Source organism: Nostoc sp., assembly GCF_036919555.1.
Lineage (GTDB): Bacteria > Cyanobacteriota > Cyanobacteriia > Cyanobacteriales > Nostocaceae > Nostoc.
On the sequence record NZ_JBALCS010000003.1, the window covers coordinates 52,054 to 65,667 of the forward strand.

The following is a 13,614-nucleotide window of genomic DNA, read 5'->3' on the forward strand; positions in this document are numbered from 1 at the left end:
CCATCGGTCAATCTTGACGAATTGGCGACCATACCAATCGCATTTATGTTTAAAGAAAAGTCGGAAATAGGGACTCCTCTGGGTGTAAGATTATACGAAGCTAAATAATGATAAATAGTTTAAATAGCGCCTTATGTCAATTATTGCGCTCAGAGCGTGGTATCTTCAGGATTACGAGCCGATTCCAGAACTGGAAAAACGTCCGCCAGACATTCGCTTAAGCAAAAAAAGCCTCCTGAAATCAGCATTGCGAGCAGACTTTTTAGAAGAAAGTGACGAAGTTAAGGAATCAACTTGGTTTGGACGCTATCTGGAAGGAGAAAATATTGAATTTTATATTGAAGGTAGTGGTGGCTATTGCGTCGCTAATATTGACTTAATTAGTCATGAAATTTATTTTACGAAGCAGGCGCTATTGGCTCAGTTAGAACCAACGATTTTTTTATCCTCTCAAACTGAGTATGCCGCAGCGACGAATGTTCTTAGAGAAGAACTGCGAAAAAGTTTGGACAGTTTAAACTTGCGATCGCGCCTTCCCCTAACATTAGTAGAATCCTCTCGTCCCAGTGGTGCTACTATCCGAATTAACCGCACGATCATGCGAAAAATCCGTAAGAGTTTGTTATTTATAGCTGACACCACACCCATTGCTAGTATTAATGGTAAAGAAACCCCTCAACTAATTTCCAGTCCGAATGTCTGTATTGAGATTGGCTATGCCATCCAAAGTAAGCGGTCTGAACAGATTCTATTAGCGCAAATGCAACGCCCAGACTTTGAAGGGCAATTTCCCTTCGACTTACCCACACAGCAAATTTTGCAATTTCAAGACACTACAGAATTGAATAAAATCCTCACAGGAACCATTGAAAACCAGCTAGCACGATTCAAGTTGTTTTTTTGAGCAACATAGATGATGGGGAGTGGCAAAGATGAGCAGGGGAAACATACCTTGTTTCTGAATAAGTAGGTAGGCGTAATTAAATATAAGATCAAACCTCACCCTCAATCCCTCTCCTTACTAAGGAGAGGGAAGCCGGAGGCAGGGTGAGGTTTTATATTTTAATTTGACCCACTTACTTAAAAACTAATGAGCATCTCAAAATTATCAAAACAGATTAAACCGCAGAAATAGCACAAACTTGTAATCCCACAGGTGTGAGAATAATCACTGATTCTACGCCGAAGACTTGAGCGATCGCATTTGGTGTCAGAACTTGTTCAGGTGTTCCAACTTCCCAAATGCGACCCTGTTTTAATAATGCAATGCGGGAGCTATACCGGGCTGCTAAATTCAGTTCGTGTAAAACTGTGACAATAGTTAATTCCTGCTGCTGATTCAGTTCTTTAAGCAGTTCTAATAGTTGCAATTGATAGTTGATATCTAAAAAAGTTGTCGGTTCATCTAATAGTAAAACTTTTGGTTCTTGCGCTAGTGCTAAAGCTAAAAAAGCCCGTTGTCTTTCACCGCCTGAGAGTTGTTCGACTAAGCGATAGCTCAATTTTTCTAGTTGCGTCTTTTTAATTGCAGCTTCCACTTTCATCCAATCTTCGGCGTTTAATTCCCATTGCCACCAAGGTTGATGTGGCGTGCGTCCTAAACTTACTAATTGTCGCACTGTTAACCCAAGGGGAACCGTTTGTTGTTGCGGTAATAATGCTAGTTTCTGTGCAACTAGATTTGGGGGTTGAGAGTGAATTGCTTTGCCATCAAGTAGCACTGTTCCTTGCTGTGGGGAGAGAATACGACTCAGCAATTTGAGTAAAGTAGATTTACCTGAACCATTAGCACCAACTAAACTCAACCATTCTCCTGTTTGCAGAGTGAGGTTAATGTCTTGAATAATTGCTACTGAGGTGTAACCGCCTGTGAGGTTTTGCAGTTCGAGTGGCATTTCAAAAATTCAAAAATCAAAAAGGAGAAACTTAATCTTACAGTATTTGAGTGGATTATTTAGCTCGACTTTATCCATTTACTCAAACTGCGATCGCTCACCCTCTTCCACACATTAGTTATAACAATTAGTAAAATATACTTAAATGTTAATTTAATAGTAGCAATTTATCACTTGCATCTTTATAGGTGTCTCAATCAAGTAAAATGTTTGCTTATAGGGTGAGAGAGATTCGTAATTACCTTGCATATGAGTGGTGTCATTTAAGTATAAATTTTGTCTACTATTCTTGACGCTCTCAAAACTAAAAATCAATAAAGTTTTATTAAAAAAATATTATTAATATTTGAATATATAAGAAAAACCAATCAATATTTATATTGACTATAATATACTATATAGAGTACAATAGTAAGCTTTTTTAAATAAAAGTTTATTCTTTATGGTAAAAATGTAATACGTATACATTTCAGTGCAGCAAAGTACACTACTCTTGCTGCATAGTATTTGTGTTCCAAGGATTTTTGGTAAGAGTGGAAGAATTTATGTATTTGAACATTCCTGAGCAGTATAAGACTGGAATTGAATTTATTTTAAACACTGATGATGATGCCATTGATGTAATTATATCAGCTTTACGCGATTTTCCTCCGACCGTCGAAAATGTTGTATATAATATTTCTGAAAGAATAGTTCAAACACAAAAAATTGATAGGCGTACTGCTGTAAATATTGCTGAGACTCTAGTATCTTTAAGGCAATTATACAAAGAAGAAAACTTGTCTAATGAGGAGATTGTGGTTTTAATCAGTAAGTATATAGAAGAAGACGATGAATTTGTAGTTGAAATAGAGCAAATAGAACGTTTTAGCAAGAGGTTATCCAGCCTACTAAAAGCTTTAGAAAGTATTGCTTTCTCCTTAGATATTTCGGATAAAGCTTCTAATTTACTGATTGAACATGAGCGAATATTTTCAGACTCAAGGATTGTTACTGACATAAGGACTGTATTTGACTCAGAAACTGAGAGAAAAGTAGAAGCTGCTATATTAATTCATACACTTAGAATTCAGTATAGAGATGCAGAGGGAATTAAAGAATTTTATGTAGCTCTTGACTCAGATGATTTAGATAATTTGCATGATCAAATAGTTATTGCAATAAACAATAGAGATGTCTTGGGATCTGTTTTACAAAAAGCAGAAATAGAGTGTATCAATCCTGTACGAAAAATTGAAGGATTAGAAAATCCACAAAATAAAGATGAATAACAAGGTTTATTTAAGAATATAAACATCAAAAATTACTAAATAACAATCTAGGGTAGAAATATGTTGATATTAGAAAAAACGAAAGATAAAACAAACCCTTGGATTCCAAAAGAAAAGAATCAACAAGCAAACAAATATTCACATTCTATTAAATCTCGCTACCTTAGTGTCTCTCCTATATCAATTCAAGAAAATTACAAGAATTTCAATTTACTCAAAGATAATAACTGCGATATTTATTTGGGTAATCGAACTAAAATTCAAACAAGCAAAGCATCATTATTGAGACCTAAAAACTGGAAGCAGGTGGTTTCTCGTTGTAGAAAAGAAAATCTGTTGTATGTTTTTTCTGAACGATCCTTACTGCAAAAAAGTAACCATCCGAAAGCGAAGCAAATAACAAACCGTCTGTCAAGTTATCTATTAAGGCAAGCAGAACTAAAAGACACTTTCATTAAGCTTGCTAATCAATGGCGTAGCGAAACCAAGCATATGTCATTAATGAGTGATATCATTTTACACACTGCATATCAACAAATAATAGGCATGGGGAGAGATGCAGTGCCTTTAATTCTTGAAGAACTGAGCAGAGAGCCGGAACACTGGTTTTGGGCATTAAAATCTATCACTGGAGCTAATCCCATTAAGCCAGAAGATAGAGGGAGGCTCAAAAAAATGGCAGAGGCTTGGTTGGATTGGGGTAGACAGCATGGATATAAATGCTGAACTTGAAGCCGATTGGCCTAACCTAGCCAAGACTATATACGAAATCACAAGTAAATACACACGTGAATACAATTGCTTTGCTTGGGCAATTAACAATGAAGATGACCATTGGTGGTCTCCTGCTCCCGGAGAGGATTATTACTGGCCTGAGGGTGCCCCTAGAGAGGAAACACTACAAGCATTTACTATTGCATTCCAAATTTGCGGTTACGAGATATGCACTAATGCGGAAATTGAAGCTAGATTTGAAAAGATTGCTATATATGTAAAAGAAGACGGAAAGCCACAGCACGTAGCTAAACAGCTAGATGATGGTATGTGGAGTAGCAAACTTAGAAGCTATGAAGATATAAAGCACGAACTCGACGGATTAGTTGGTGAACTGTACGGAAATGTGGAACAGTTTATGAAACGTGCTTTATAGGATTTTGATAAGACTATTTTGTTTAAGACTTTCCCTTAGTGATTTGACACGATTATCTTCATTGATATATCTACAAAGTAAAATGTTTACTGCATAAAGTTTTGTTGTCAATAGTTAAAGATAATGTGCGGTGGGAAAATATCAGCGGGTAGCTAGCTGTTCTCGCCCTAATCGGGAATTTGGTAGCCGTTCGACTTGGCAGTAGACATCTAATTGTTATAAAGTGCGATCGCCAAAAATGAGTAGCAAATAAGTAGCGCGATCGCACATTGCGATTGCTCAAAATCAGATTTAAAATACTGCATTTGAGTAGCCAGCTAACCCAAAAACAAAAAACCCTTGATATGTAGGCGTTCTCTGTTTACTTAATGGGAATAAATCAAACATTACATATTGTCTTGTATTCAAGCGTTTGAAGACTGAGTGCTTCGCTTTTGAGTAGCATTTGAGTAGCAGATCAGAAGTCTGGACAATCTGCCTCTACAACCTGTGGATGACAGTAATACTTTAGAACGGTCTCCACTCTGTCACCAATCCATCGGGCAACTTTATCAGGAGACACCCCTTCACTGGTGTGACGTGTGGCATAGGCTTTAAGGTAGTAGGGGCAGCAGCTGCTTACTAATTCCCCTACTTATTGCCGCACAACAAGCCAAACCGAATTAACCCGCGCTGATAACCGCGACGCATTAATCCCAGTGATAATGCCCCTTGGATGGTAGTCCAACCAGCATTTAGTAAGCCCCAAAACGCTTGGGGAGTGAATGCCGAATCAATCACCATATTCCAAAAGGGGGCGACGGCGGTAGACCAATCAGCAGTGCAGATATTATGTAATGGTAGTTGCTGGGCGATCGCTTCATACTCTGGCAAAGAAATCACATAAGGCAAACAATACACCCGATAAATATCCTCCAATTGCTTTTGTTCATCCGCCGTTAATGGGGACTCATCAGTTGGTCGATGACACCATGTCACCATAATTAACTTCCCACCAGGCTTCAATACTCGGTAGCACTCCTGGAGAAACTTCTTTTTATCTGGCATGTGTTCACCGCTTTCCAGCGACCAAACCAAGTCAAAAGAATTATCAGCAAAAGGCATTGCTTGAGCATTGGCTACCTGGAACTTTGTTCGCAGGCTCAAATTAGACTCCAGGGCGCGTTCCGTTGCTCTGGCAGCTTGCACAGGACTCAATGTAATCCCTGTAGCTTGAGCATTAAACTTTTGTGCGAGGTATAAAGAACTGCCACCAATCCCACAACCCACATCTAGGATATTTTCTGCTGCTTGTACCCCTGCCCAATTAAGCAGTTCTTCAATTAAATCAATTTGAGCCTGACGGCGGTCTTTTTTCTGGGTACCATCCGCGCCATAGTAGCCGTGGTGCATGTGTTCACCCCAAATCTGTTCCCACAGACCAGAGGAAGCATCGTAAAATTGCTGAATTTGCTGGTAAAGTGTTGCGCTCATGTTCTAAGTTCTTGAAGTCTTACTTGAAAAAGTTTAGAAGATATCTCTCTATTTAGAGATTGATATTAATTTTTCTTTCTAAAGTATCAAAATAGAAGTATAAAAAAACTCCCCTCTAGAATGAAGGGAGTTAGCTGAAAAAATTAATGAATTTTATTGACTCAGCAACCCAATAGCCATCTCAAGATAGATTTTCGCCTTGTGCAAGGCTAGTAGCTTCTCTTGAGTGTACCTATCCGGGTAATTCATGATTCTCCCTTCCATCGTGATTTTGATAAGCGCTGCTTGCTCATCAGTAGGTGCATTCATCTCATCTATAGCGTTACTCAGTGCTTGCATAAAAGCAAAGGTAGGAGGTTTTAATCCCTTCCCTGCTTCAAACTGGGATAACGCCATACGAGGGAATACCATCAACGATGTAATCCATGAAGTCTTGTACCCTTTATTGCCAGTTGGTTTGATGCCGTAGCGTAAGCATAGGTCACGCAGTTCTTTGATGGTCTTTATTTCGAGTTCCGAACGTGTAAACATAGAGTTACCATTTCTCAAAAGTGGTATCGGTAGTGAACCGTTTTGCTGACTGATTTCACTACCGATTAAATACTCTATTTGCTTGCGCGCAATCGATTCAAGCTATATTTACCTTTCTACATAAATGCCTAACCCGAAGGGAACTCCTGAAAATTTAGAACCAGGTCAACGAAAAGGCCAGGAACCGTTAACGGCTAACCTCAGTTTTAGAGTGTCAGAGTTAATGAAAGAAGCAGTTAAAGCTAAGGATGATCCGCCTGAGTTTTGTCGTCAAGCTATTCAGAAGGCGCTAGATGACGGCGTGTAGTTAATTGTTCAGTAACTTATTGAATATAAAAAGCCTCTCTTACACAGTAGAGAGGCTGTATATTGCAAATAATTGTTTCCAAATACCATCAACAGGAATGACCAATTACTCTGAAAGTTAGATTAATTCTTGGTTGAACCTTCTTCGATGTTTTTGGGATCTGATGCTGCCAAAAATGCTGCGTTGATCCCGCCATAACAACGAGGCTGCCATGTGTTAACTCAATTTCGGCTTTCAAATCCTTATCGTGCTTATGCCTAAACATAAACCTTCTTGCTCCACCAAAACTAACAGAACCAATTACAGGATTGTTACCTAGTTCGGGTTCAGCATCAGTGTGCCAGGAAATTCCATCATTTCCGTCTCTGTAAAGATTGAGCAAAACACTGTTAAAGCTAACTTTTGCAATCTCCTCAGCTTTCTCTCTTACTTGTAGCAACGTAGGCGTCCAAGGTTCCGGGTCAAGATAAATCCCTGAGAATTTATATGACTTGTTTCTATCTCCATACCAAGCAGTTTTTCTTGGCAAGTTTACTTCCTTACCGTAAATTTTCATCTTGTCTTGTCGCCATTTTATTTCGTTAAACAAGGTTTGAAAAAGTTCGTCGCTTTCTTGCTGATTAAAAAAATTATAATAAAAAATTACATCTGCATCTACCATAGATAGGACTTCTTTTTCTGCACTCTTTAATGGCTCATCCATAATCGAATCAAACCCGGAGAATAAGCTACCTTGAATCGCATTTCCAGTTGATTTATTTTTCATTAAACTACTCATAAAGTATGGCTGTAAACTGTCTTTCGTATCTTTTGATTATTATGGTTTCAAATCTTCCAGTTTTAAAATAAAAAACATCTTTAGAAAGGGATTCATTTGTATAAAATGAATATTGAATCCTGTGATTGTTACAAAATAAATTATGGAATTTATCTATTCTGTAATTATAATTATTACGAGAAGGGCTTGTACAAATAATACGATTAATGCCTTTAAAAGAATTGTTGATTAATCTGTATAACTTATCTAAGTCGAATTTCTCTACATCGATTATGTTTGAAAAAAGATGAATTTTAATATTGTCATTATTTGTATTAAAATCATTATAATTTAAGTCATCTATATACTTATTGACTGTCCTATTTATAAAATTATTAGGAAAACTGGTCTGCAACATTTGGCGAACAAAACCGTAACCACGCCAAAGTGCAATTGAAGATGGCTCTATGAGTGTGATTGATTCTATTTTAGGAGTAATACATTTTTCAATAAAATACTCAAGTAAAATGCAAGTCGCAAGCGCTTGACCACATCCCCAATCGATAATTTCTATGTTTTTACCTTCTATGTATTCAAAGTTGGTTAAAGGAAACGCTGCATAGAGTTTATGAAAATGGTGTCCGCCGTAGAGAGCGATGTATGTATCACATTCTACTTCTTCCATGAGTACTTTCTTCCCATGATCTATGTTGGGTAAAGGAGTTGGAAGTTTTTCTATTGTGGGTTTGTAAATATCATCAAAAAACCGTGTTTGTATTTTCTGTGGACTGTTAACGAGCATGAGAAGCCTTAAGAGTGGGTTTGACTACTCTCTTAAGTTACCCAGATCCTCACTAAATACTTAATATTTATTATACTGATTTCTCTATGTATTGGCTCTGAAGGTATTATTAGGTATTATTGGTGAAACTTTCCATGTATCTCTCCAGGATAAATAAAAAAAACAGCTTACTCCGTACTTAAGGTTAGATTATACATATTTTTACTTAGTTTATATTTCACCACTTAATTTATATTTCACCACTTAACAGGCTTCAGAAGTTTTTTAGTATAAGCGTACTACATTGTGTGTATTACACTACGATACAGTCAATCAATCTGTATTAACTGTATGTAGTACCATACAATACACTTGAAAAACTAGAAAAATGTCAAGTCAATGAATAGCCACAAAAGAAAAAGTTTGGGCGGCTGCTGATAAACTATTCGCTCAAGGAACAATAGTTACCCAGTCAATTCAATTTTAGATTTTAGATTTTTCCTTCAATCCAAAATTCAAAATTCAAAATTCAAAATTGGCAAAGTTAGAAATTATTAACTATCAAAGCAAATCAAAGCACCAGTCGCCAGAATTGATGCTGAATTTTGACGACTGGCAGATGACTTCTTCTTTTATTTCTAACTCTGAGTTTTTTATTGTCTGGGACTTGTTGAAGCAGGCTGGAATTCAACTGAGACAGGCACATTGCCAGGATCGGCTGAAGTTTCTGGTTGATTTGGTGTTTGTCGCTTAAGTTTTTCTACTAAATTACTTGTAGGTTGTGGAGTCTGGGAAGGAGTAACTGTTTGACTGGCTTGAGGTTGCTGTTGCTCACTTTTCTGGGCAATTTGCTGCATTAACTGTTGAATTTTCTCAGCTTGCTCAATGTTCCCTTGCTGACGATACTCCTTATGAGCACGTTTCAAGACTCCACTGGCTTTTTTGATCTCGCCCTGATTATATAAAGTTACTCCCAAGTTATAGTAAGCTGAGGCATTTTTAGGATTTAGGCGAATAGCTTGCCGATAAACAGAAATAGCCTCAGCAGCTTGACCTTGAATTGCCAGCAAATTTCCCATGTTGTTGTAGGCTGTGGCGTTTTTAGGATCTAGGTGCAAGGCTTGGCGATAAGTGGCGATCGCCGGCTGTATTTGACCTTGTTGTTGTAAGGCGATCGCTAAGTTAAAATAAGCATTGGCATTGCTGTTATCTAAACTAACTGCTTTTTGGTATGCAGCGATCGCTTCCTCTAGCTGTCCTTGTTCATACAGCACTAAACCTAAATTATACAGCGCTGCTACCCTTGTCGGATTGATCGCAAGACTCTGGCGATAAGCAGTAATCGCTGCATCTTTTTCTCCTTGTCGCTGCAACACTGACCCTAAGTTGTAATAACCTTCACTAAAATTGGGATTAACTTTAACCGCCTCTGCATATTCTTGTAAAGCTAAATCCAGGCGATTTTGCCCGATGAATATATTACCTAGATAATTCCGTGCTGCCCCAAGGTTAGGGTCATACTGCAATGCTTGGCGGAAGGCAGATTCCGCACCCTGTAAGTCTTTGCGGTTATAGCGCATGACTCCCTGCTGGAAAAAACTAGCTGCTTCGAGATTCTGAGAAATTGCGGTTTCTGCCAGCAGCTTGCTGACTGGGAAATTAGTAATTGTCGGTGCAACTAAGACCAAATACGTAGAACAGCCACAGAGTGTCACTTGGAAAAATAAATGTAACCACTGAGAAAATAGAGATTTTTCAGACATGAATGGCAAACCTTTACTTATTTTTAACTCCTCATAAGTCAGAGTACCCACCAGGAAAGAAAAAATTCCAAATTTTCAAAATTCCAACAGACGCGATTAATCGCCTCTCCAAACTCCTGTACAGACGCGATTAATCGCCTCTCCCGACTCCCCACTTCCCGACTTCCGGCAAAATTAGCATGGCATCACCGAATGAATAAAAGCGATAGCCAAAAGTGATCGCTTCGTTGTATATATTCAATAACCGTTGTCTGCCAATGAGCGCACTTACCAACATCAGCAAACTGGAACGCGGTAGGTGAAAATTGGTAATTAAACCATCCACCACCCGCCATTGGTAGCCGGGATAAATAAACAAGTCTGTTTTACCGCAAAATGGTTGTAAATTTCCAGATTCAGCCGCCCCTTCTAATGCCCGTACTGCCGTTGTTCCCACAGCAATAATTCGACCACCAGCTGCTTTAGTAGCGCGGATTTGCTCTACTGTGGTGGCGGGAACTTCAATCCATTCTTCATGCATCTGATGGGTAGTTACGTCTTCGACTTCCACAGGGCGAAATGTGCCTACACCAACGTGTAGCGTCACAAAAGCTTGATTTATTTGGCGATCGCGCAACTTTTGTAATAATTCTGGGGTAAAATGCAATCCTGCTGTCGGAGCTGCGATCGCTCCTGGCTGTTTGGCATAAACTGTCTGATACTGATCATCATCAGCTTCTGAGGTAGTGATGTACGGAGGTAGCGGTATTTCACCAAATACCTCTAACAGTTGCACCAAAGACTTTCCCTCTGGCAGATCAAATTGCAACAAACGCCCCCCGGTGGCTGTGTCTGTTTCTAGAACCGTAGCTGTGAGTTGGGGACTCTTGACTGGGTAGGAATCTTCCCAATCCCCAATCCCCTTCGGCTGACGCTCACGGCGCAAGCTTAATCCCTGATTCCTAATGCCTAATTGCCTTGCTTCAAAAATAATCTTCGCTCCCTGTTTGAAGCTTTTTCCTGGCTTAACTAAAGCTAACCAACAGTTATGCTGCCGTTCTTCTAACAGCAACACCTGGATTTTAGCACCAGTAGATTTATGACCATAAAGCCGCGCTGGAATGACTTTTGTATTGTTCATCACCAACAAATCACCAGAGCGCAGCAGTGCAGGCAAATCATGGAAAATGTGGTGTAGGGGTACTGTTTCGATGCCTGTGGTGGGAGAATTAACCACGAGTAACCGTGAGCTATCTCTAGGAACTGCTGGGTTTTGGGCAATCAGTTCTGGAGATAGTTTGTAGTCATAGCCAGCTACCGAACAATCTAATTCAAAATCTTTTTCTTGTGGGCTAGAGGTGTCTTTCAAATTGGCTTCTACTAGTTTCTGTTTTATTTAGTATTTATACTCTATTAAAAAAGCTGGTTTGAGCTTTCCCTTATAAAGGAACTTTAATGCATCTTTGCTCAGTTTTGTCACTAGGCTATAAGATTGATACTATTGAGTAACACGGAAAAATTAACATAAAAATTGGGTAAACCTCCCCATCTAAAAACGGGGGATTTTACCCTACCGCGAACAGGCATTGATTGACGAAGATAGATATGTAGGATTGGCTTTGATCCCAAGCACCAACAAACATGGAATACTTGTACTATCTGGCAAATGCCAGTCTAACCCTGAGGGTCGTTCAACATCTCCACGCTAGACCCCAGACACCAGTTTTTTTCGTCACCGTAATTCATCAAATTGATGGCTGGGTGGTTAGGATCAAACTCAAAGGTCAAGTCTCGCCCCAAGAAGATGGCGACTTTCGGGCTTTTCTAAATGAATTAGGAATTAGCTACGAACCGCCAATGAGGGTGCAAATGGCACTTTGGAGTTTGGAAGCAGGACAGTGCCCTGTAGATGTGATGCGTCGTTATCAAGTAGCGATCGTCTCTCATGGTAGCCCAGAGAGAGACGAAATCGAAGCCTTCCGGCAACAGTTTGTCCGGGGCTTAGGCTACTGTCCAGAAACTTTGGCGTGACACTATTTGGTTGTAACGCCACTACAAAATTATTGGTCATTGGTAATCAAGATATTTTATCCATTACCAATTAACCATTATCAATTGAAGAGTCGAAAGCTGCAAGAATGTATTCTTGCAGCTTAAACTTATATCCGGCTGCTGATGAAGTCGCTACAGCTTCCTCGGTTGGTGTAACCCCAGTCAGAGTTTTTGATATCCTTTGACAGTAGACAATAGCAACATCAAATCTACAAGAATAATCTGCCTTCTCAGGGTACTGGGCTAAAAACATTCCAGCTGTCCGCCAGATTTTTGCTTGCTTTTGTGGGGTGATTGCGCTTCTTCCTCCTGCATCCCAACTCCCTAAACTACGGGTTTTGACTTCAACAAATGCCAGTACTGAGTGCTGAGTATTGAGTGCTGAGTGTTGACTCTGCTGCTTTGCTTCCCCAGATTTTTCATCATATTGGGCAATAATATCAATTTCTCCCCAACGGCTAGAAAAGCGACGATGGAGAATTACCCAACCTGTAGATTGCAACCATTGGGCAACTAGGTCTTCTCCTAATTGACCAATATCTGGATAAGGCATATAAACTTTAGTATTCTGGGTTATTTACCTGACTCAATTAGCTCGACTTTATCCAAAATTAAGAACTCGGTTTTCTTTATCCGGCAAAAACCCTAGCTTTTTGGCAAATACTTTTTCCACGTCATAAATTATCGATGAAGATCAAAAAGTAAAACTGCCATCGTACAAAGGTTTCAGCTTATGTGTTCGCCTAAGCGCAAAAATGGATAAAGTCGAGATTAGAGGATGTTTGAAAAGTTGTTTGTAATGTATTAAAAACTGTAGATCCTCCTAAATCCCACTTACAGCTATTTTCAGGTAAATAGACGACGCGGTAGGGGGACAGCAATGCTGTGCCCTTACGACAGATGTGGTTCAAATACTTGAGTTCTGCTGTAAAAAGGGGATCTTTACCCTATTTGTGATAATCTACACGCAAACGGCAAGCTAATAAGTCAACGCCTCGTTAGACAACTATCGGGATAATGAGATGGAGGAGGGTTCACCATTGGCTAAAAATAGCATGAATTCTAAGTTAAGCGCCCGGATTTGGACAAGCATACTCAGCTTATTCCTGTGGGGAATAGTTGGCATCACGGCAACGATCGGTTTTGCTCCCACAGCTTTAGCACTCGAATATAATAAGGAAATTTTGGTCGAGGCTGATTTCTCAGGACGTGATTTAACAGACTCCAGCTTTACCAAAGCTAATCTTCGCCAGAGTAACTTCAGTCATGCTAATTTGAACGGTGTCAGTTTTTTTGCAGCAAATTTGGAGTCTGCGAATTTGGAGGGTTCTGATTTAAGAAATGCCACTTTAGACTCGGCTCGTTTAGTGAGAGCAAATTTGACAAATGCACTGTTAGAGGGTGCCTTTGCCGCTAACGCTAGATTTGATGGTGCAATCATTGACGGGGCAGATTTTACTGATACGCTGCTGCGTTCCGATGAGCAAAAAAAATTGTGCAAACTTGCCAAAGGGACTAATCCTATTACAGGACGAGATACGCGTGACACGCTGTTTTGTCCCTAGTACAGCTTGGCGGAAATAAACAGACTATTAGATAGCCAGGACTTTACCCTTGTAAGTCCACTTAAAAGGTTTAGCCATTGTTTTATTAAA

Annotated in this window: 15 protein-coding genes; 7 read left to right on the forward strand and 8 right to left on the reverse strand. The window is 39.3% G+C overall.

The window, feature by feature from the left end; genetic code table 11:
• Positions 1-133 precede the first annotated feature (133 nt).
• Complete coding sequence (locus V7K36_RS00635; RefSeq protein ID WP_335112320.1) at positions 134-904, forward strand: hypothetical protein; 771 nt, start codon at positions 134-136, stop codon at positions 902-904.
• A gap of 214 nt (positions 905-1,118) precedes the next feature.
• Here the strand turns inward: V7K36_RS00635 and V7K36_RS00640 are convergent, their stop codons facing one another.
• Positions 1,119-1,895, reverse strand: coding sequence for an ABC transporter ATP-binding protein (locus tag V7K36_RS00640; RefSeq protein WP_335112322.1), 777 nt, complete (start codon positions 1,893-1,895; stop codon positions 1,119-1,121).
• Positions 1,896-2,428: 533 nt separating this feature from the next.
• Here V7K36_RS00640 and V7K36_RS00645 point away from each other — a divergent pair.
• From V7K36_RS00645 to V7K36_RS00655, 3 genes are read left to right on the forward strand one after another with little or no spacing between them, the layout of a single operon-like run.
• Entirely contained in the window at positions 2,429-3,166 is a 738-nt protein-coding gene (locus V7K36_RS00645) for a hypothetical protein (RefSeq protein ID WP_335112323.1), read from the forward strand.
• Positions 3,167-3,226: 60 nt separating this feature from the next.
• On the forward strand, positions 3,227-3,892 hold the full coding sequence (locus V7K36_RS00650) for a hypothetical protein (protein ID WP_335112325.1): 666 nt from the start codon (positions 3,227-3,229) through the stop codon (positions 3,890-3,892).
• A complete protein-coding gene (locus V7K36_RS00655; protein ID WP_335112327.1) occupies positions 3,876-4,316 on the forward strand; it encodes a DUF7689 domain-containing protein in 441 nt (146 codons plus the stop codon). Before V7K36_RS00650 ends, V7K36_RS00655 begins: the two co-directional genes overlap by 17 nt.
• Positions 4,317-4,946: 630 nt before the next feature.
• Here the strand turns inward: V7K36_RS00655 and V7K36_RS00660 are convergent.
• Together V7K36_RS00660 and V7K36_RS00665 are read right to left on the reverse strand one after the other, a co-directional pair.
• Entirely contained in the window at positions 4,947-5,789 is an 843-nt protein-coding gene (locus tag V7K36_RS00660; protein ID WP_335112329.1) for a methyltransferase domain-containing protein, read from the reverse strand.
• A gap of 153 nt (positions 5,790-5,942) precedes the next feature.
• Positions 5,943-6,320: a hypothetical protein gene (locus V7K36_RS00665; protein WP_300422329.1), complete on the reverse strand. Its 378-nt coding sequence runs from the start codon at positions 6,318-6,320 to the stop codon at positions 5,943-5,945.
• A gap of 124 nt (positions 6,321-6,444) precedes the next feature.
• Between V7K36_RS00665 and V7K36_RS00670 the strand changes: the two genes are divergently transcribed.
• Positions 6,445-6,627, forward strand: a complete 183-nt coding sequence (locus tag V7K36_RS00670) for a hypothetical protein (protein ID WP_335112331.1) — start codon at positions 6,445-6,447, stop codon at positions 6,625-6,627.
• A gap of 88 nt (positions 6,628-6,715) precedes the next feature.
• On the opposite strand, the gene V7K36_RS00675 is transcribed toward V7K36_RS00670, so the two are convergent.
• The 4 genes from V7K36_RS00675 to queA all read right to left on the reverse strand — a co-directional run bounded on the left by V7K36_RS00675 (position 6,716) and on the right by queA (position 11,276).
• Positions 6,716-7,405, reverse strand: a complete 690-nt coding sequence (locus tag V7K36_RS00675) for an alpha-ketoglutarate-dependent dioxygenase AlkB family protein (RefSeq protein WP_335112333.1) — start codon at positions 7,403-7,405, stop codon at positions 6,716-6,718.
• Positions 7,398-8,069, reverse strand: coding sequence for a hypothetical protein (locus V7K36_RS00680; protein WP_335112335.1), 672 nt, complete (start codon positions 8,067-8,069; stop codon positions 7,398-7,400). Before V7K36_RS00680 ends, V7K36_RS00675 begins: the two co-directional genes overlap by 8 nt.
• A gap of 749 nt (positions 8,070-8,818) precedes the next feature.
• On the reverse strand, positions 8,819-9,928 hold the full coding sequence (locus tag V7K36_RS00685; RefSeq protein ID WP_335112336.1) for a tetratricopeptide repeat protein: 1,110 nt from the start codon (positions 9,926-9,928) through the stop codon (positions 8,819-8,821).
• Between the two features lie 130 nt (positions 9,929-10,058).
• Entirely contained in the window at positions 10,059-11,276 is a 1,218-nt protein-coding gene (gene queA, locus V7K36_RS00690) for a tRNA preQ1(34) S-adenosylmethionine ribosyltransferase-isomerase QueA (protein ID WP_442948419.1), read from the reverse strand.
• A gap of 272 nt (positions 11,277-11,548) precedes the next feature.
• Here queA and V7K36_RS00695 point away from each other — a divergent pair, with 272 nt between their 5' ends.
• On the forward strand, positions 11,549-11,938 hold the full coding sequence (locus tag V7K36_RS00695; RefSeq protein ID WP_335112338.1) for a hypothetical protein: 390 nt from the start codon (positions 11,549-11,551) through the stop codon (positions 11,936-11,938).
• 70 nt (positions 11,939-12,008) lie between these two features.
• On the opposite strand, the gene V7K36_RS00700 is transcribed toward V7K36_RS00695, so the two are convergent.
• A complete protein-coding gene (locus V7K36_RS00700; RefSeq protein ID WP_335112340.1) occupies positions 12,009-12,512 on the reverse strand; it encodes a YraN family protein in 504 nt (167 codons plus the stop codon).
• Between the two features lie 502 nt (positions 12,513-13,014).
• Here V7K36_RS00700 and V7K36_RS00705 point away from each other — a divergent pair.
• A complete protein-coding gene (locus V7K36_RS00705; RefSeq protein WP_335112342.1) occupies positions 13,015-13,524 on the forward strand; it encodes a pentapeptide repeat-containing protein in 510 nt (169 codons plus the stop codon).
• Positions 13,525-13,614 lie beyond the last annotated feature (90 nt).